Consider the following 21137-nt stretch of genomic DNA (forward strand, 5'->3'; position numbering starts at 1 on the left):
AAATCGATGGACGCGCAACTTGCCAAGGCCACCGAAGCCCTTCATAGGGCTGTAAAGCAGGTCGAGCGCCTAACACAGCAGAATCGTGCACTAATCGCGCGGTCCTCTGAACCTGTGGCGATCGTGGGGATGGGGTGCCGGTTCCCGGGTGGGGCAGACTCGCCGGAACGGTTGTGGAATCTGGTGGCCGGCGCCCGTGATGTGGTGTCGGAGTTCCCCACTGATCGGGGCTGGGATGTGGAGGGGTTGTTTGACCCTGACCCAGACACGGAGGGTAAGACCTACACCCGCTACGGCGGATTCTTGCATGACGCCGGCGATTTCGACGCCGGGTTCTTCGGGATCACACCCGGAGAAGCATTAGCAATGGATCCCCAACAACGACTGCTACTGGAATGCTCCTGGGAAGCCCTAGAAAACACCGGCATTGACCCCATGACTCTGCGAGGCTCATCCACCGGGGTGTTCGCCGGAACTATCGGACAGGTCTACGGAAGTGGGGCCACCGAGGCAAGCGCCTACATGTTGACCGGTTCGCTGTCGAGTGTGGCATCGGGGCGGGTGGCGTATGTGTTGGGGTTGGAAGGTCCTGCGGTGTCGGTGGATACCGCGTGTTCCTCGTCGTTGGTGGCGCTACATTGGGCGATCCAGTCGTTGCGTTCGGGGGAGTGCGATTTGGCGTTGGCCGGTGGAGTGACGGTGATGGCCACCCCGTCAGTGTTTGTGGGGTTTTCCCGGCAGCGGGGGCTATCGGTGGATGGGCGGTGCAAACCCTTTGCCGCGGGTGCTGATGGGACCGGTTTTTCTGAAGGCGCCGGCATGGTGGTGCTGGAGCGGTTATCGGATGCTCACCGTCTTGGTCATGAAGTGTTAGCGGTGGTGCGTGGTAGTGCGGTCAATCAAGACGGCGCTAGCAATGGCTTGACTGCACCTAACGGCCCCTCTCAGCAGCGGGTGATCCGGGCCGCGTTAGCCAATGCCGGGTTATCCCCAGCCGAGGTAGATGCGTTAGAAGCTCATGGCACCGGCACGGTGTTAGGCGATCCCATTGAAGCCCAAGCAATCCTGGCGACTTACGGCCAAGACCGCGACCCCCAACGACCACTGTGGTTGGGATCAATCAAATCCAACATGGGCCACACCCAAGCCGCAGCCGGGATCGCCGGAGTGATCAAAATGATCCAAGCCATGCGCCACACGACGCTACCGGCCAGCCTGCACATCGACCAACCCTCCCCACACGTGGACTGGTCAAGCGGCCACGTGCAATTACTGACCGAACCCCGCCCCTGGCACACCAACAATCATCCACGCCGAGCCGGCGTGTCCTCATTTGGAATCAGCGGCACCAACGCACACATCATCCTCGAAGAACCCACCACCACCACCCAAACCCCACCCACAACAGAACAACCCACACCCAACAAGTCAGCGCTACTGCCATGGGTACTATCCGCCAAATCAGCGGCAGCACTAACCCACCAAGCCCAACGACTCGTAAACTTTTTGACCACCAACCCCCAACCCCACCCCCACGACGTGGGCTGGACACTGACCCAACGATCAACCTTTGACCACCGCGCAGTAATCCTGGGCACAGACCAGCACACCCTACTGACCGGATTAACCGCACTAGCCAACAACCAACCCACCACCAACCTGACCGTCGGACAAGCCCTACCGACCACCAAAACCGTAATGGTCTTCCCCGGCCAAGGCTCACAATGGCTAGGCATGGGCACGCAGCTCTATGACCAGTTGCCGGTGTTCACACAGGCCTTCGATGAGATCACTGAGGCCCTCGACACGCATTTACGGTTGCCGTTACGTGAAGTGCTCTGGGGGACCGATACGGGGTTGTTAGATAGCACCGAATTTTCCCAACCAGCACTGTTCGCGGTGGAAACAGCCCTGTTTACGGTGTTACAACACTGGGGCCTAACCGCCGATTTCGTGATGGGTCATTCGGTGGGGGAGTTCAGCGCCGCCTACGCCGCCGGCGTGTTATCACTCAACGACGCCGCGATGCTAGTCGCTGCCCGAGGCCGATTGATGCAGACCCTGCCCACCGGTGGAGCCATGATCGCAATCAACGCCACCACCGAAGAGATCGAGCCCTTACTCCCAACCGGGGTAGCGATCGCGGCAATCAATGCCCCCGACTCGATCGTCATTTCCGGCCACCAAGCAGCAGTACACGCCATCGCAGAACAGATGACAACCCAAGGACGCCGAACACGACGACTGGCCGTCTCCCACGCGTTTCACTCCCCGTTGATGGAACCGATACTCGACGAATTCGAACGCCTAGCCACCCACACCACAATCAACCCACCACAAATCCCCGTGATTTCCAACATCACCGCACAACCAGCCGGACCCCAGTTCGCCTCAGCCCAATACTGGGTCGAGCACATCCGCCAACCCGTCCGCTTCAGCCAAAGCATCCACTACCTACAAAACCACGGAGTAACACACTTCCTAGAGACCGGCCCAGCAAGCGGACTAACCACGGCAATAGAACAATCATCAACACCAACACAACCGGTAATCACCACCGGACTAACCAAAAACCACCCCGAACTCACCTCACTGCTCACCACAGCAAGCCAAGCCTTCACCAGCGGGGTAGAAATCAACTGGCGCTCCCTGCTCACCAGTGGACACCAAATACCCTTGCCCACCTACGCCTTCCAACGACGCCGCTACTGGCTACAACCCAACACAACAACCACGTCTGACCCGACCGGACTGGGCCTGCGAGCAGCCCAACACCCCCTCTTAGGCGCGGTAATCCACCACCCCGAAACCGGCGAAGTCATCCTGACCGGGCGACTATCCCACACAACCCACCCCTGGCTCACCGACTACGCCGTAGCAGGAGTGGTGCTCTTCCCCGGCACCGGATATGTCGAACTAGCACTTCGCGCCGGTAATGAGGTCGCATGTCCGATGGTGTGGGACCTCACGATGGAGGCGCCGCTGGTCCTAACCCCTGAGGGGGCACGACAGATTGAGGTGGTGCTGAACGCGGCGGGTGAGGATGAAAAGCGGAACTTTTGCATTTATTCGCGCGCCGAGCTCGACTCGGACCAGACGTGGACCCTACACGCTCGAGGAGTCGTAGCGCCGCGGAATACGAGCCCGAGCGCGAGCGAAATCGCTGGGCACTGGCCACCGATAGGTGCTGAACGGGTCGATAGCGCTGGCGCGTACGAGACGCTGGCGGAGCGCGGCTATGAGTACGGACCAGCGTTTCAAGGCTTGACCGCACTCTGGCAGCGAGGTCAGGAAGTATTCGCTGAGGTTGCGGCGCCACGGGACGTATCGAAAGAACTTGGTCACTTCGAGATCCATCCGGCCCTCCTTGATGCTGCGTTGCAGCCCAAGACTCTGACAGATGGCGCAGATACAACTCCGTTGCCGTTCTCGTGGGAAGGGGTTTCTCTGTGGGCGGCGGGAGCGTCGACCTTGCGGGTGCATATTGCTCCCCGCGGCGATGGCCGGGTCTCGTTATGGGCGGCCGACCCGGACGGACGGCCCGTGTTCTCGGTGGCATCGTTGCAGACTCGACCGACGTCGGCGGAGCAGCTAGCTGAGGCTGGTGGTTCTGCGGTCTCAGATGGGTTGATGGAGGTGGTGTGGTCACCGCTAACGCCACCGGATCAGCTACCGCCGCTCTCGGTTGCCTCGTGGGGAGACGTCGCCTCTGACCACGAGCCTCTCATCGCAGACGTAGTGCTCCTGGACTGCGGCCCGTCCAGCGGCGACACCGATACGGTCCAGCGAACCCATCGGCTAACGCATCAGGTGCTGGGCGTTTTGCAGACCTGGCTGGGCCAACAACGATTTGGCTTAGGCACATTGCTGATAGTTACCCGGGGCGCCGTCGCCCTGCCTGACGAGACGGTCTCGGATCCGGCTGGTTCGGCGGTGTGGGGCTTGGTGCGGTCGTCGCAGTCAGAAGATCCCGGCCGCGTGATCATCGTCGATGCCGACCAATCGGACGTCGACGTCACGGCGGTGGTAGCAGCGCAAGAGCCGCAAGTCGTGGTGCGGGGCGGGGTCGTGCACGCCGCACGTCTGGCCCGTATTCAAGTCGACGCCCAGCGGGATCGCTCGACGTCGTTCCCTGATGTGGTTCTAATCACCGGGGGCACAGGAGGTTTAGGCGCAGAGCTCGCCCGGCACCTGGTGACCAAACGGGGAGTGCAACGGCTGGTACTAGTCAGTCGGCGTGGGCCAGATGCGCCCGGTGCGGCTCACCTGCAAGCCGAGCTGTCGGAATTAGGTGCCGACGTGCGGACTGAGGCATGCGACGTGTCCGACCGAGCCGCTGTGCACGAGTTGGTGGCCTCCATTCCCGGATTGACCGGCGTCATACATACCGCCGCAGTGTTCGATAATGGCTTAGTCCCATCGTTGACAGCGGACCGGATCGACACGGTGCTGGCCGCCAAGGCCGATTCTGCGTGGTATTTGCATGAAGCCACCGAGAATCTCGACCTCTCGGTTTTCATCATGTATTCATCGGAAGCCGGTGTCCTTGGAGGCGCAGGACAAGGTAACTATGCGGCCGCCAACTGCTTTCTCGACGGCCTAGCCGCTTATCGGCGGTCGCGTGGACTGGCCGGGCAAGCGATCGCGTGGGGCATATGGGCTCAGAGCAGAGAGTTCATCGGTGGGGTCGAGCTGGCCCGTCTCGACCGGACCGGGCTGGCCCCGATATCAACGAAGCTGTGGCTGCAGTGGTTTGACGAAATAGCCGCGTCAAGTCAAATCTCTGTGGTAGCGGCACGACTGGATCTTTCCGCATTGCGACGGGAGGCCGCGGACGGACAACTTCAGCCGATGTTGCGAGGGTTGGTGGCTGGGATGCGCTCGCCAGGCCAAGGTCCAGCACTAAGGAAGCTGCGCAGGCGGTTGCAAGGGTTATCCGAAGCTGAACAAAAACAGATTCTTGTCGATTTGGCGCGCAGCGAGGCCGGAGTCGTGTTGGGGCACGACGCCGCCGCCATCAATCCTGACACCACATTCCAGGACTTGGGATTTAACTCACTAAGCGCAGTTGACCTACGTAATCGTCTGAAAACTGTTACTGGGCTTAATCTTTCACCAACACTAGTCTTCGATTACCCCACCCCCTTTGCGTTGGCGACATATCTGGGCGAACAGCTCATAGGTTCGTCGCCTGTGCACTTGTCGATGGCGCGGGCGCGGGTGGGTCTGGGCGAGCCGGTGGCGATTGTGGGGATGGGGTGTCGGTTTCCGGGTGGGGTGGACTCGCCCGCGGGCCTATGGGAGATGGTGGCCAACGGCCGCGATGTGATCTCTGAGTTCCCCGCTGATCGGGGCTGGGATGTCGATGGGTTGTATGACCCGGATCCGGACGCGGTGGGTAAGACGTACACACGCTGGGGCGGGTTCTTACATGACGCTGGTGATTTCGACGCCGCGTTCTTCGGTATCACTGCGCGCGAGGCGTTGGTGATGGATCCCCAACAAAGGCTGTTGTTGGAGTGCTCCTGGGAAGCCCTGGAACGCGCAGGGATTGACCCCGTATCGCTGCGAGGGTCAGCAACCGGAGTATTCACTGGGCTCGCAGGCTCTGGTTACGCACAAAGCTACGGGAGTGGGGCGCCCGAGGAGGTGGAGATTTACGGAGTGACCGGGCAAGTCCTGAGTGTGGCATCGGGACGGGTCGCGTACGTTTTGGGTCTGGAAGGTCCTGCGGTATCGGTGGACACGGCGTGCTCGTCGTCATTGGTGACACTGCACTGGGCAATCCAGTCGTTGCGTTCGGGGGAGTGCGATTTGGCGTTGGCCAGTGGGGTCGCGGTGATGGCGTCTCCGGCGGGCTTTGTGGGATTTGCGCGCCAGCGGGCAATATCACCGGATGGGCGCTGCAAAGCGTTCGCCGGGGCAGCTGATGGGACCGGGTTTTCCGAGGGCGTCGGGGTCTTGGTGGTAGAACGGCTTTCTGACGCTCTCCGTCTTGGTCATGAAGTGTTAGCGGTGGTGCGTGGTAGTGCGGTCAATCAAGACGGCGCTAGCAATGGCTTGACTGCACCTAACGGCCCCTCTCAGCAGCGGGTGATCCGGGCCGCGTTAGCCAATGCCGGGTTATCCCCAGCCGAGGTAGATGCGTTAGAAGCTCATGGCACCGGCACGGTGTTAGGCGATCCCATTGAAGCCCAAGCAATCCTGGCGACTTACGGCCAAGACCGCGACCCCCAACGACCACTGTGGTTGGGATCAATCAAATCCAACATGGGCCACACCCAAGCCGCAGCCGGGATCGCCGGAGTGATCAAAATGATCCAAGCCATGCGCCACACGACGCTACCGGCCAGCCTGCACATCGACCAACCCTCCCCACACGTGGACTGGTCAAGCGGCCACGTGCAATTACTGACCGAACCCCGCCCCTGGCACACCAACAATCATCCACGCCGAGCCGGCGTGTCCTCATTTGGAATCAGCGGCACCAACGCACACGTCATCCTGGAGGAGCCGTCGCTGGGGGAAAGCCAAACCGTAATAACGAACTTCAGAGATATCGGGTTGTCGGTGGTGCCGTGGGTGGTGTCGGCCAAATCGGAATCGGCGTTAGCAGGGCAAGCGCGACGGCTGCTGGACTTTGTGCACGCTGATCACGGCTTGGCGGCCGTTGATGTGGGCCGCTCGTTGGCGGGGCGGTCGGTGTTTGAGCACCGTGCGGTGGTGGTGGGGGCGGATCGCGACGTGTTGTTAGCGGGATTAGCCGCCGTAGCTGGCGGGCAGCCGAGTACCGGTGTGGTAGTAGGCCAGGCCCGGCAGGTGGGCAAGACAGTGATGGTGTTTCCCGGCCAGGGCTCACAATGGGTGGGGATGGGCGTCGAATTGCTCGAATCATCGCCCGTTTTCGCCGAAGAGATGGCCCGATGCGCGGAGGCGTTGGACGCGTGGGTGGAGTGGTCGCTGCTGAATGTGGTGCGTGGCGTGGAGGGGGCGCCGGGGCTGGATCGGGTTGATGTGATGCAGCCAGCGTTGTGGTCGTTGATGGTGTCGCTGGCGGCGTTGTGGCGTTCGGTGGGAGTGGTGCCGGATGCGGTCATCGGCCATTCGCAGGGCGAGATCGCCGCGGCGTGTGCCGCGGGCGCGTTGTCGTTGGAGGATGGAGCGGCGGTGGTGGCGTGCCGGAGCCGGCTATTGGCACCGTTGGCCGGCGCGAGTGGTGGGATGGCTGTTATACACCTACCCGCCACTGAGGTCATGAAGCGCTTGGACCGTTGGCCGGTGGAAATTTCCGCACTCAATAGCCCTCAAGCGACTGTTGTTTCGGGCGAGATGAAGAACCTCAGGAAGATTGTCATCGAGTGTGAATCAGCTGGGATTCGAGCATTTCGGATTCCCTCGAGCGTTTCCGGCCATTCGCCGGTAGTCGAGCAGTCCAGGGATGAATTGCTCGGCGAGCTAGATGCCGTGCAACCGATGAGGTCGACTGACACCGAGTTCTATTCGACGGTCACTGGCGGCTTGCTCGACACGGCACGCCTGGATAGCAACTACTGGTATCGGAATCTCAGAGACACCGTTCAATTCGAGCCGGCGGTCAGCCGGTTGCTGGCAAACGGCTATGACGTGTTCGTTGAGGCCAGCCCGCATCCGGTGTTGCTGGCCGATATTGAAGAATGTGCCGCCGCTGGCTCGGGGGCGTCCTCCAGCGGCGTGACCGTCATTCCGACGCTCGGTCGTGACGACGGTGACCTGCGCCGTTTCTGGCTATCGGTGGGCCAGGCTTTCCTGGCCGGTCTCGCCGTCGATTGGCGGTCTGTGTTTGCCGGTCCTTCTGCCCACCCGGTTGAGTTGCCCACGTATGCCTTTGAGCGGCATAGGTTTTGGCTGTCAACGGCAGCGGCCGGTAGCGGGGACGCTGCCGGTTTGGGACAGTCGAAGGCCCACCATGCGTTGTTGGGCGCCGTGATACACCAGGCCGAGTCGGGTGGAGTCGTTCTGACCGGGCGGTTGTCGCAGTCTGCCCAGCCGTGGCTGGCCGATCACGCCGTGTCGGGGGTGGTGTTATTCCCGGGCACCGGATTTGTGGAGCTCGTCATCCGCGCCGGTGACGAGGTCGGTTGCGCGGGCATCGACGAATTAGTGTTGGCCGCACCCTTGCTGCTTCCTGCCGGTGGGGGAGTGCAGGTGCAGGTAGTGGTAGGCGCCGCCGGCCAGTTGGGCCGGCGCGCGGTGTCGGTGTACTCGCGCAGCGAGCAACCTGATGCCGAATGGGTGTTGCACGCCGAGGCCACGGTAGTGGTGGAGGCGATACCGGCTGGCGCGGATCTGTCGGTGTGGCCTCCCACGGATGCGGTGGCCCTCGATGTCACCGATGCCTACCCGAGGCTGGCGGAGCGAGGGTATGACTACGGGCCGGCGTTTCGAGGTTTGACCGCGGTGTGGCGGCGCGACCAAGAAATATTTGCCGAGGTCGCCGTCCCCGAGGATGTTGATGTCGAGGTCGACGAATTCGGGATTCATCCCGCGGTGCTCGATGCCGTGCTGCACGCCGCGGCCGTTGCCAACAACACCGACCCCGATCAGACGCTGTTGCCGTTCTCCTGGAGCGGAGTGACGCTGCATGCCGGGGGTGCCTCGCGGGTACGGGCACGCCTGACCCTGCTAGATGGCGACCAACCGGGTGAGGCGGTGTCGGTCGAACTCGCCGATGCGGCCGGATTGCCCGTGTTGACGGTCCGCGCGGTGGCAACCCGCCCGATTAGCGCTGAGCAGCTGAACGCAGCGTTGAACGCGACGGCCGACATAGGGTCCGATCGAGAGCTGTTAGACGTGACGTGGACGCCGATCAACATAAAAGACACCATCACTCACACCACCGAACAACCCGTGGTGATGTCCTGGAACACCTTCCACACCACCACCCCCACCACCGACAACCACCACATCGTCATCTGGGAATACCCACCCACCACCACACCACCAGTGGAATCGGTCTACCACGCCACCCACACCGCACTAAACACCGTCCAACAATGGCTTAACTCAACACAATCCCACCCCACCACCACACTGGTAATAGTGACCCACCACGCAGTGGGACTACCCGACGAGGACACCACCGACCTCGCCGCAGCCGCACTATGGGGCCTCATCCGCTCCGCCCAAAACGAACACCCCGGCCAAATCGTGTTGATCGACACCGACACCACCGACCACACCAACACCGACTGGGCCAACCTAATCAACACCACAGAACCACAACTACTCATCCGCAACCACACCACATACGCCCCACGACTAACCCCGGTTTCTCCGCTGCTGGCGTTGCCAGCGGGGGAGTCAGGCTGGGCGCTGACCGCCGGGGGTAGCGGCACACTGCAGGATCTGACGATACGGCCGTACCCGCCGGCCCAGGCGCCGCTGCAGGCGGGCCAACTACGGGTGGCGGTCAGCGCGGTCGGGGTCAATTTCCGGGATGTGTTGGTGGCCCTGGCGGTGGTGTCCGATCCGGCCGCGGTGCTTGGTGGACTGGGTGCAGAGGGCGCCGGGGTGGTGGTGGAGGTTGGGCCCGAGGTGACCGATGTAGCCGTTGGTGATCGGGTGCTCGGGTTGATCACTGGGGTGGGTCCGTTGGCGGTCGTCGATCAGCGGGTGGTGGTCACGATGCCGTCGGAGTGGTCGTTTGCCCAGGCCGCGACGGTGCCGTCGGCGTTCTTGACGGCTTGGTACGGGTTAGCCGATCTGGCTGCGCTGCAGCCGGGGGAGTCGGTGCTGATTCATGCCGGTACCGGCGGGGTGGGTATGGCCGCGGTGCAGCTGGCCCGCCATTGGGGGGCGCAGGTGTTTGTCACCGCCAGCCGCGGTAAGTGGGACACGCTGCGCGCCATGGGGTTTGATGATGACCACATCGGTGATTCACGCACCCTGGAATTCGAGCAAAAGTTCATGGAGACCACCGGCGGGCGCGGCGTCGACGTGGTGCTCAACGCGCTGGCCGGGGAGTTCAACGATGCCTCACTGCGCCTACTAGCCAGTGGGGGACGGTTTATCGAAATGGGCAAGACCGATATCCGTGATCCACAACTGATCGCCACCGAACACCCCGGCGTCACCTACCACGTGATTAATCTGCCCGACGTCCACCCGGCGCGCATCCGCCAGATGTTGGTCGAGGTGATCGAGTTGTTTGAGGCTGGGGCACTGCAGTTGTTGCCGATGCGTAGCTGGGATGTGCGCTGTGCGCCAGAGGCTTACCGGTTTGTCAGCCAGGCGCGTCATGTCGGCAAGGTGGTGTTGACCATGCCCGCAACGTGGACCGACACCCTGGCTCAAGGCACGGTGTTGGTCACCGGGGGGACCGGGATGGTCGGTGCGGTGTTGGCCCGCCATGTCGTTAGCGCCTACGGGGTGGGTCATGTGGTGTTGGTCAGCCGCTCTGGAGATAGTGCACCGGGGTCAACCGCGTTGGTGGCATCACTGCACCAGGCCGGAGCCACCCGGGTCGAGGTATTGGCCTGTGACGTGGCCGACCCCGACGCGCTAACTCAGTTGATGACTCAGCTAGACCAGCACTGGCCACCACTGACCGGAGTGATCCATGCCGCGGGCACTCTCGATGACGCAGTGATCACCTCACTGACCCCCCAACGCCTCAACACAGTGTTAGCCGCCAAAGTCGACGCCGCATGGAATCTGCATCAAGCAACCCGTAATTCAGCACTATCACTGTTTGTGCTGTGTTCCTCAATGGCCGGAATACTCGGCAACCCAGGACAAGCCAACTACGCAGCAGCCAACACCTTTCTCGACGCACTAGCCACCTCACGCCGAGCAACCGGACTCCCCGCACTATCACTGGCATGGGGACTATGGGAACAAACCAGCACCATGAGCGCTCATCTGGGTGCACACGAGGTCTCACGAATCAGTCGCGGCGGAATCACCGCCATGACCGCCCACCAAGCCGTCGAACTCTTCGACACCGCACTCCTAACCGACCACCCCGTGGTCATGGCCGCACGGCTAGACCGAAGCGCACTGGCCAACCCGGTGTCCAACCAACAACTACCCCCACTGTTCACCAACCTGATCCACCACCCCCGACGACGGCTCATCCACCACGACACCACCACAGCTAGCTCCGCCTTAGCGCAGCGCCTACATGGACTAGCCACTACCGAACGCCATCAGGTGTTGGTGGAGTTGGTGTGTGCACAAGTAGCCGCGGTGTTAGGCCACCCCGACCCCCAAAACATCACACCCGAACGAGCGTTTCAAGACCAGGGATTTGACTCCCTAACCGCAGTCGAACTGCGCAACCGCCTCAAAACCACTACCGGACTAACCCTTTCACCCACCCTGACCTTCGACTACCCCACCCCAACCGCGGTAGCGGAGTACCTCGGAAAACAACTGGGTGCAACCGAGCCGATCGCCACGCCGGTAGCGCCGGCGCGGGTGCGTATCGACGACGAGCCGATAGCGATCGTGGGGATGGGATGCCGGTTCCCCGGTGGGGTCCACTCACCCGCGGGCCTATGGGACATGCTGGCCAACGGCCGCGATGTAATCTCACAGTTCCCCACCGATCGGGGCTGGGATGTGGATGGGTTGTTTGACCCTGACCCAGACGCGGAGGGTAAGACCTACACCCGCTTGGGCGGGTTCTTAACGGATGTGGCCGGTTTTGATGCCGGGTTCTTCGGGATCACTGCTGGTGAGGCAATAGCGATGGATCCCCAGCAACGACTGCTACTGGAATGCTCCTGGGAAGCCCTAGAAAACGCCGGCATTGACCCCATGACTCTGCGAGGCTCATCCACCGGGGTGTTCACCGGGCTCGCCGGCTCTGCTTATGCCCACGGCTTCCGGAGCGGCATAACCGACGAGGTCGAGGTCTACGGGTTGACCGGTTCGCTGCCGAGTGTGGCCTCGGGGCGGGTGGCGTATGTGTTGGGGTTGGAAGGTCCTGCGGTGTCGGTGGATACCGCGTGTTCCTCGTCGTTGGTGGCGCTGCATTGGGCGATCCAGTCATTGCGTTCGGGGGAGTGCGATTTGGCGTTAGCCGGTGGAGTGACGGTGATGGCCACCCCGTCAGTGTTTGTGGGGTTTTCCCGGCAGCGGGGGCTATCGGTGGATGGGCGGTGCAAAGCGTTTGCTTCGGGTGCTGATGGGACGGGTTTTTCTGAGGGTGTTGGGGTGGTGGTGGTGGAGCGGCTATCGGATGCGCGCCGGTTGGGTCATGAGGTGTTGGCGGTGGTGCGTGGTAGTGCGGTCAATCAGGATGGCGCTAGTAATGGCTTGACTGCGCCTAATGGTCCTTCTCAGCAGCGGGTGATCCGGGCGGCGTTGACTAATGCCGGGTTGAGTGCGGCCGAGGTGGATGTGGTGGAGGCGCATGGGACTGGCACGGTGTTGGGCGATCCCATTGAAGCCCAGGCAATCCTGGCGACTTACGGCCAGGACCGTGATCCGCAGTGTCCGTTGTGGTTGGGATCGGTTAAATCCAATATGGGGCACACTCAGGCCGCGGCCGGGGTGGCCGGGGTGATCAAAATGGTCCTGGCGATGCGTCATGGGGTGTTACCGGCCAGCCTGCATATTGATCAACCGTCCCCGCATGTGGATTGGTCAAGCGGTCACGTGCAGTTGTTGACCGAGCCTCGCCCTTGGCAGGTCGATGCTCGTCCCCGTCGAGCCGCGGTGTCCTCGTTTGGGATTAGCGGCACCAATGCACACGTGATCTTAGAAGAGCCCGCCAAGTCCGAATCTGCGGAGGCGGCCGAAGATTCTGTGCCCGACGGGTCATCTGTGTTGGCGTGGGTACTTTCGGCGAAATCAGCGGCAGCGTTAACCAGTCAAGCTCAACGGCTATTGGACTTTTTGACGTCAAACCCCCAGCTTCACCCCCGTGATGTGGGTTGGTCACTGACACAGCGGTCGGTGTTTGATCATCGCGCTGTGATCCTTGGTGCAGACCAGCACACCTTACTGACCGGATTGACCGGGCTAGCCAACGATCAACCCGTCACCAATCTGGCTGTAGGACAAGCCCTACCGACCACCAAAACCGTAATGGTCTTCCCCGGCCAAGGTTCGCAATGGCTAGGCATGGGTGTTCAATTGCTGGATTCTTCACCGGTTTTCGCCGATGCGATGGCCCGCTGTGAGCGGGCGTTAACGCCGTGGGTGGACTGGTCGTTGTTGGAGGTGATCCGTGGCGGCGATGCTCTCCACCAGCTAGATCGCGTCGATGTGATCCAGCCAGTGTTGTGGGCGTTGATGGTTTCGCTTGCGCAGCTATGGGCCTCGGTGGGAGTCACACCGGATGCGGTGATGGGCCATTCCCAGGGCGAGATCGCTGCGGCCTATGTGGCCGGGGCATTGTCACTTGAGGATGCCGCGGCGGTGGTGGCCACTCGTAGTCGGTTGTTGGTGGCCTTAGCCGGCTCAGGCGCGATGGCCTCCCTGGCCTGTGGTGTCGACCGAGCCCAACAGTTGATGGCCGGCTTGGAAGATCACCTCGCGGTGGCCGCGGTCAATGGTGTGAGCGCGGTGGTCATCTCCGGTGAACCCAAAGCGATCACGCAACTGGTCCAAGCCGCTGAGGCCGCGGGGGTGCGGGCACGTCACATCGAAGTCGATTACGCCTCACACTCACCGCAGGTCGACACGCTCGAAGAGTCGCTAATAGCGGCGTTGGATGGCATCGCGCCGCGATCCGGCGAGATCGAGTTGATCTCCACCGTAACCGGTCAGCCACTAGATACCGCCGAGCTCGATGCACGGTATTGGTTTGCCAACCTGCGCCAAACCGTAGAGCTCGAGCAAGCGGTGCGCGGGGCTGCACAGCGGGGATATCGAGTATTCATCGAGGCCAGTCCACACCCGGTACTACTGGCCGCCATTGCAGAAACCCTCGCCGATGAGCAGTACCACGACGCAGTGGTAGTACCCACTTTGGGTCGCGATGAGGGCGGGTTGGATCGGTTCTGGTTGTCGGTGGGCCAGGCCTTTGTCGCCGGGGTACCAATCAACTGGCGCTTAGCGCTTGCCGGTGGACATCGGGTGCAGTTGCCCACCTATGCCTTTGAGCGGCGCCGTTACTGGCTACTCCCCAACCTGGTGGGGGCTTTTGATCCGGCCGGGCTGGGCCTAGGTGGGGCCGGGCATGGTTTGTTGGGTGCGGTAATTCACCACCCTGAGACCGGCGACGTGGTTTTGACCGGGCGACTGTCCCAGTCAGCCCAGCCCTGGCTAACCGATCATGTCGTCTCGGGGGTGGTGCTGTTCCCGGGTACTGGATTTGTGGAGTTGGCTATCCGTGCTGCTGATGAGGTCGGTGCTGCAGTCATTGACGAGTTGGTGCTGACCGCACCGTTAGTGTTGCCTACCGAAACCGCAGTGCAGATTCAGGTGGTGATCAGCGCCGCTGAGGAGGTGGACCGACACAGGGTATCGGTGTATTCGCGCGGTGAACAACCCCATGCCCAGTGGATCCTGCACGCCGAGGCCACTGTAGGACCCCAAACATTAACCACGACAATCGATACCGATTTATCGGTGTGGCCCCCCGCAGGCGCACTGCCGGTCGATATCGGTGATGCCTACCCGCGGCTGGCCCAACGCGGTTATGACTACGGGCCAGCGTTTCGAGGATTGACCGCGTTGTGGCGGCGCGACCAGGAAATATTCGCCGAAATCACCATCCCCGACAACACCGGCATCACCGTGGACGGGTTCGGGATTCATCCCGTGCTCCTGGATGCGGTGTTGCACACCGCAGCATTAACCACCAACACCGACACCGACACCGACCAGATCTTTTTACCGTTTTGCTGGACCGGAGTAACGCTGCACGCCACGGGCGCTTCACGGATACGAGCACACCTCAACCTGCCAGATAGCGACGGGCCCGATAAAGAGATCTCGCTGCAACTCACCGATACCAGTGGATTAGCGGTACTAAACGTGGAAGGGCTCATCACTCGCCCGATCAGCACCGAGCAACTCAACACCGCGGTCAACACCGCGCTAGGCGGGTCCGGTCAGGATCTACTGGACGTGGTCTGGACACCCATTACCACCGCTGAAACCGCTGAAACCGCTGAACGACCCGTGGTGTTGTCCTGGAACACCTTTGACACCACCACCACCGATAACAACCGCCGCTACGTGGTCATTTGGGAATACCGGTCAACCGATACCGCGGTGGTGGAATCGGTGTATCACGCTACCCACACCGCGTTAGACGTAGTACAGCAGTGGCTCAACTCAACAGCCGCCACATCCACAGCCACGTTGGTGATAGTGACCCACGGCGCGGTGGGACTGCCCGGTGAAGACATCACTGATCTGGGTGCGGCCGCAGTATGGGGTTTGATCCGCTCGGCACAAAGCGAACATCCCGGCCAGATCGTGTTGATCGATACCGACACCACCACCGATCACACCAACACCGACTGGGTCAACCTGATCAACATCACAGAACCCCAACTACTAGTCCGCGACAACACAACCTATGCCCCACGACTTACCCCGGTGGATAGTGCTGATCGACACGGCAAGTCAACTGCGTTGGATCCAGGGGGCACAGTGTTGGTGACCGGGGGGACTGGGATGGTGGGTGCGGTGTTGGCTAGTCATGTCATCACTGCTTATGGGGTGGGTCATGTGGTGTTGGTCAGTCGGTCGGGGGATGCGGCGGCGGGGGCGGCCGGGTTGGTGGCATCGTTGCACGAGGCTGGGGCTACCCGGGTCGAGGTGTTGGCTTGTGATGTGGCTAATTCCGATGCGCTGGATCAGTTGATGGCTCAGTTAGATCAGCACTGGCCGCCGTTGACTGGGGTGATTCATGCCGCGGGTGCTCTCGATGATGCAGTGGTTACCTCATTGACACCGCAACGGGTGAACACCGTGTTAGCCGCCAAGGTGGATGCGGCGTGGAATCTGCATCAAGCAACCCGTGATCTAGGGTTGTCGATGTTTGTGCTGTGTTCCTCAATGGCTGGAATACTGGGTAACCCAGGACAAGCCAACTATGCAGCAGCTAACACGTTTCTGGATGCGTTAGCCACCTCCCGACGCGCGACCGGACTGCCCGCTATATCGCTGGCGTGGGGCCTATGGGAACAAGCCGGCGCGATAGGTCGCGCCGGGATGGCCGCGATGACCGCCCAACAGGCCGTCGAACTCTTCGATACCGCACTGGTATTGGACCACCCCGTGGTGGTGGCCGCCCAGCTAGACCGGGCCGCACTGGCCAACCCGGCCACCAGCCAAGGGCTACCACCACTGTTCGACAACCTACTCAACCACCCCCGACGACGCCTCATCACTAGCACCGACGCTGCAGCCCAATCGATTTCAAAGCTAACGCAGCGCCTCGACGGACTTTCACCTGACGAGCAACACCGCCTACTGGTGGAGTTGGTGTGTGCAGAAATAGCCGCGGTGTTAGGCCATCCCAACCCCCAAGACATCACACCCGAACGAGCGTTTCAAGACCTAGGATTTGACTCCCTAACCGCAGTCGAACTACGCAACCGCCTCAAAACCACTACCGGACTGACCCTTTCACCCGCCGTGATCTTCGACTACCCCACCCCAACCACACTGGCAGGATATTTGCGCCAGCAAGTCATCGGAAAGAGTCATGCCGGGGATGGAAAGCCCTTGGCGTCCGATGACGAAGAGGTGTGGTCCGTGCTACGAACGATTCCCATCAAAGACCTTCGGGAGACGGGTCTTCTAGACCAGCTGCTTGGCCTAGCCACTCAAAGCGTGAGGCCACGAATCGATCAGAAAGATCTTCGCGGTGAGAACCGGCCAGCTCATCGGCAAGATATTCTCGACGTTGTCGACGTCTTAAGCCCCGAAGATCTAGTCGCGATGGCGCTCGGAAAAACACCCGAAGATGAGGACGAATGACGTTGGCGGTCCGCGGCCCATGACAAAACATGAGCGCTGCCAGTAGAAATCGGTCCTTGATTACACGAGAACAGCTATTGGAGACAAATGGCCGACCAAACCGCCCTTTCGTCCGCACTCCTCGACTACCTTCGCAATGAGTCGCTACGTGAATGCGAGCTTCTCCGGGAACTTCGTGAAGAAACATCCACCTATCCCATGGGGCAAGCGATGCAAATCATGGCGGAAGAGGGACAATTTCTTGCGCTTTTGGTGAAAATAACCAATGCACAAGTCATAGTTGAAGTCGGTACCTTCACTGGCTACAGCACACTTTGCATGGCGCAAGCCCTGCCGCAAAACGGCCAGCTCATAACGTGTGACATCACTAGGCGTTGGCCGGCGACCGGACGAAGATATTGGCAGCAAGCAGGCGTCGATGATCGAATCGACCTAAGAATTGGCGATGCTGTTGACACGCTAGCAAACCTGCTCAGGGAACGGGGACCGGGCTCGATCGACATGGTCTTTATTGATGCTGATAAGGCCAGCTATCGGACTTACTACGAGAGCGCGCTGCTGCTGACCCGTCCGGGCGGGCTGATCATTATCGACAACACTCTGCTGTTCGGGCGGGTCATCAACAATGGAGACAACAGCCCTGAAACGGTCGCGATTAGAGAACTCAACTCATTCTTATTGACCGATGACCGGGTCGACTTGTCTATGTTGCCAATGGCGGACGGCATTACGCTCGCCCGGAAGAAGTAGCTGTCAGGTCTGGTGCCTCTAAACGCATCGTGGTCGGCCACGCTCGGGACTCCGGCACGAGGTGCATCCGTTTGACCCCTTCCAGATGGGGCAGCGAACTGTAACAAGCACAAGCGGAGTCTCCAAATCCATTGAACCGGTATGTGACTTCCATTACTCGATTGCGGTCGGTCTTGCGAAAATCAGCAACCAAATGGACACCCGCATTCGAAGCGTGGTTGATTAACCATGTCAGTATGGTCGCACCCACGCCAAACATGACAACGCGACAGGAAGTCGCTAATAGCCTGAGGTGCCAATAGGCACAGTTCTTCTCCAGCAGGATGAGACCGATTATTCCGTGGGAGCCGAAGCGGTCGTCCAGGCTTGCCAACATCAGCTCGTAGCCCGGTTCAGCACATAGCTTTCGCAGCGTTTTCTCCGAATAATGAACCCCGGTCGCATTCATCTGGCTGGTACGCAGCGTCAGCTCCTCCGCTCGAGGGATATCTTCCTCCGCCGCGCTCTCGATGCGCAGCCTGAGATTCAGTGAACGCAAGAAATCTTCATCATTGTCTTCGAACGTGCTACGGAATTCTTCTCTTTGTTCCGCTGCTCTGTACATATTCCGGCGACGGCTAGCATCGGCCGTTACGATTGGAGAAAATTCAGGTAGTGTCGGCAAGGTAAGGATATCGTCATTCCGATAACAGCGGACGTCCGGAAGGTGATAACTCACCTCCGCGCGCTCCGTTGCGAGGTCGTCAATAAACGCAATCGCGTTGAATGCAAAATTAAGCTTTTCCGCAATATGCTTGATCGAGCTCGACTTCGGCGCCCAAGCTATCTGAGGGAAAACAAAGTAGTCTGAAATTCCAAGTTCGCAAACGCGCGCCCACGCCAAGTCGCGGTCGTTCTTACTTGCAATCGATTGAATTATCCCACGCGAGTCTAGTACCTCGATCACTTGCCGGGTTTCATCGGCGATCAATACGTTGTCGCCCTCGAGCAATGTGCCGTTCCAAAGAGTGTTATCAAGATCCCAAACGAGACACTTTACGAAACCCGTGTGTTCAGCCATGGCACCGCCTCCCAGTCCTCATTAATAAAGTGACATTACGTAGTCCGACAGGATCAACTGGGATATTTCAGTGCTGCCCTCGATGATCTCCATGAGCTTCGAATCCCGATAGGCACGCGCCACCAAATCGCCACTGTGCGCGCCTGCCGAAGCGAGTATCTGTACCGCCATCGCTGCTCCCTTTGTGGCGTTTTGGGAACTTACGTGCTTGGCAAGGACGACCTTCATCGCTAGATCTGGCATTGCCGAATCCCATGCTCGGCTGGCCTCTTCGCATAGGTGCGCCGCGGTCTGCTCAAGTACGAAGATCTCCGCCAGATAGCGCTTGATCAACTGATGCTCTACCAGGGCTTTTTCGGATTGCCGGCGTGCACGCGCGTGTCCTGCGGCTTGGTCGAGACAAGCCCGCAGTATTCCTACGCAACCCCAGGCAACGGATATCCGCCCGTACTGCAGCGCGATCGTTGTGATCAGCGGAAGGGACTGCGGTTCGCGCCCCAGAATGTTCTCGGCCGGAAGTCGAACGTCATTCAAGTAGATGTCTGCGTGTCCGGCCGCGCGGCAGCCAAGTCCATCGGTGATCGCTTCTAGCCGCACGCCGGGAGCGGACGTCGGCACTATTATCGCCGCCGCCCCATCTCCGATACGGCCGAACACAACGATGAAGTCTGCATATACCGATCCGGTGACCCATTTCTTGTGCCCATTGACGGTTGCGACATCTCCGTCGCAGCTAATGCTGGTAGATATACCGGAGAGGTTGCTACCAGCATTAGGCTCCGTGAAACCGACTGCGGCTACTTTACCGCCGCTCAGTTGGGGCAAAAACACGTTACGTTGATTCTTGTTACCAAGCCTTTGAATAGCCCACGCGGCCATCCCCTGTGACGTCATCACGCTGCGCAACGAACTACAGCGGCTTCCCACGTGTGCGGCCAGTTCGCCAGTATGCAAACTGTCGAACCCGCGACCTCCAACAGCTACTGGAACCTGTGGGCAAAGCAATCCAGATTCCGCTGCACGGCGAACGACTTCAGTCGGGATTCTTGCCTGCTCGTCCCATTCCGAAGCTCGACATCCGATGAGGTCGTCGAAGAAGTTGCACTCCTCGGCAAGCACCTCTGAGATCTTCATTTTTCGATGAGCCGGTTAACCAGACTGGCCATCGCATTGACTGACCGAAAGTTCTCCATGTCCAGGTCTCGACCTTCGACCTCAATATCGAATTGCGTTTCAATCTGGACAACCAGTTCCAGCGCGAACATGGAGTTGATCAGACCTTCGGTGAACAGCTCTTGTTCGGGCTGGACGGTGGTCTTCAAGCGCTTGCTTAGCAATGCAACCAACTCATTGGTAACGTGGTCCTCTGATGAATTCGTTTGTAAGTAGTTCTCTGCGTTCACATCACACCTGCACTGTACTTGTAGAATCCCTGATCAGTCTTACGCCCTAGATGTCCATTTGCCTTTTTGTCCAATAGCAAGCTACATGGTTTATAACGTTCTTCTGCGGTCCGTTCATGCAAGGCATCGAGTGAGTCGATTAGGTTGTCGATGCCGATAAGGTCCGCCGTGCGAAGCGGACCAACTGCATGGCCCAGGCAGCCCACCATCAACGAATCAACTGTTTCGACGGTGGCGACCCCCTCTTCAACTAGTCGAGCCGCGTCATTAATCATCGGATGCAGCAGTCGACTGGTTACAAATCCCGGGCTGTCCCGGACAACTATCATTTGCCGATTGAGACTTTTCAGCAGGTTGCCAACTGCGTCCAAAGTGACTTCAGCCGTACGCGGCCCGCGTATGACTTCGACCATACCGATCAGATAGGCGGGATTCATGAAATGCGCCCCAACGAGGTCCTCGGGGCGCCGCAAGGAGGTGGCCAGCTCATCGATGGGAATTCCCGAAGTATTGGTAATAAGCGGGGTGGTAGGCTCGACCTGAGCCTGCACCTCTTGAAGCACCATCTGTTTAAGTTTGCGGTTCTCTGTTATCGCCTCTACCACTGCAACAGCGCGCCCAGCCAGTTCGATCTTGTTACCAACAGCTAACTGCCCGGCGGCCACGCCAGGCGGGAACTTTGACAATAGACGACCATGCCGAAGCTGCGTCCGTATCTCAGTGCAAGATCGGTCAATCTTATTCATGTCCGTGTCAATCAATAGCACAGGTGCACCATGGCCCAGTGCCATCGTGGTAATACATGTGCCCATGACACCCGCGCCGATCACAACGATATAATCGTCGCCCGCTCGCTGTTCCGTTCGTTTGAATAGTGTTGACGTTTTCACACTACAACTCTCCTTAACGAGTTTCGCACTACCAATCTTGGTATTGTGTTATTCGAGGTGGCGTGCTATCACGTTGTCATGACTCCATCCCGAGGCAGCACTGGG

Annotated in this window: 6 protein-coding genes; 2 read left to right on the forward strand and 4 right to left on the reverse strand. The window is 60.1% G+C overall.

Going from position 1 to position 21137, the window contains the following annotated elements:
* The first annotated feature begins 6 nt into the window (after window positions 1–6).
* Window positions 7–16929: a type I polyketide synthase gene (locus MB901379_RS24640; RefSeq protein WP_158017109.1), complete on the forward strand. Its 16923-nt coding sequence runs from the start codon at window positions 7–9 to the stop codon at window positions 16927–16929.
* 87 nt (window positions 16930–17016) lie between these two features.
* A complete protein-coding gene (locus tag MB901379_RS13265; RefSeq protein WP_158017110.1) occupies window positions 17017–17679 on the forward strand; it encodes an O-methyltransferase in 663 nt (220 codons plus the stop codon).
* Here the strand turns inward: MB901379_RS13265 and MB901379_RS13270 are convergent.
* The 4 genes from MB901379_RS13270 to MB901379_RS13285 are packed head-to-tail and all read right to left on the reverse strand — an operon-like array spanning window position 17657 to window position 21032.
* Window positions 17657–18739, reverse strand: a complete 1083-nt coding sequence (locus MB901379_RS13270; protein ID WP_158017111.1) for an HAD-IIIC family phosphatase — start codon at window positions 18737–18739, stop codon at window positions 17657–17659. The genes MB901379_RS13265 and MB901379_RS13270 overlap by 23 nt on opposite strands.
* 21 nt (window positions 18740–18760) lie before the next feature.
* A complete protein-coding gene (locus MB901379_RS13275; RefSeq protein WP_158017112.1) occupies window positions 18761–19873 on the reverse strand; it encodes an acyl-CoA dehydrogenase family protein in 1113 nt (370 codons plus the stop codon).
* Window positions 19870–20142: an acyl carrier protein gene (locus MB901379_RS13280; RefSeq protein ID WP_158017113.1), complete on the reverse strand. Its 273-nt coding sequence runs from the start codon at window positions 20140–20142 to the stop codon at window positions 19870–19872. The genes MB901379_RS13275 and MB901379_RS13280 overlap by 4 nt, the downstream gene beginning before the upstream one ends.
* Window positions 20139–21032, reverse strand: coding sequence for a 3-hydroxyacyl-CoA dehydrogenase family protein (locus MB901379_RS13285; RefSeq protein WP_197717802.1), 894 nt, complete (start codon window positions 21030–21032; stop codon window positions 20139–20141). The genes MB901379_RS13280 and MB901379_RS13285 overlap by 4 nt, the downstream gene beginning before the upstream one ends.
* Between the last annotated feature and the right edge of the window lie 105 nt (window positions 21033–21137).

Source organism: Mycobacterium basiliense (assembly GCF_900292015.1).
Taxonomy (GTDB): Bacteria; Actinomycetota; Actinomycetes; order Mycobacteriales; family Mycobacteriaceae; genus Mycobacterium; species Mycobacterium basiliense.

Excerpts from the sequence above, each read along its gene's own strand:
- MB901379_RS24640 (WP_158017109.1), top strand. The coding sequence starts at position 7 with ATGGACGCGCAACTTGCCAAGGCCACCGAAGCCCTTCATAGGGCTGTA.
- MB901379_RS13275 (WP_158017112.1), bottom strand. The coding sequence starts at position 19,873 with ATGAAGATCTCAGAGGTGCTTGCCGAGGAGTGCAACTTCTTCGACGAC.
- MB901379_RS13270 (WP_158017111.1), bottom strand. The coding sequence starts at position 18,739 with ATGGCTGAACACACGGGTTTCGTAAAGTGTCTCGTTTGGGATCTTGAT.
- MB901379_RS13265 (WP_158017110.1), top strand. The coding sequence starts at position 17,017 with ATGGCCGACCAAACCGCCCTTTCGTCCGCACTCCTCGACTACCTTCGC.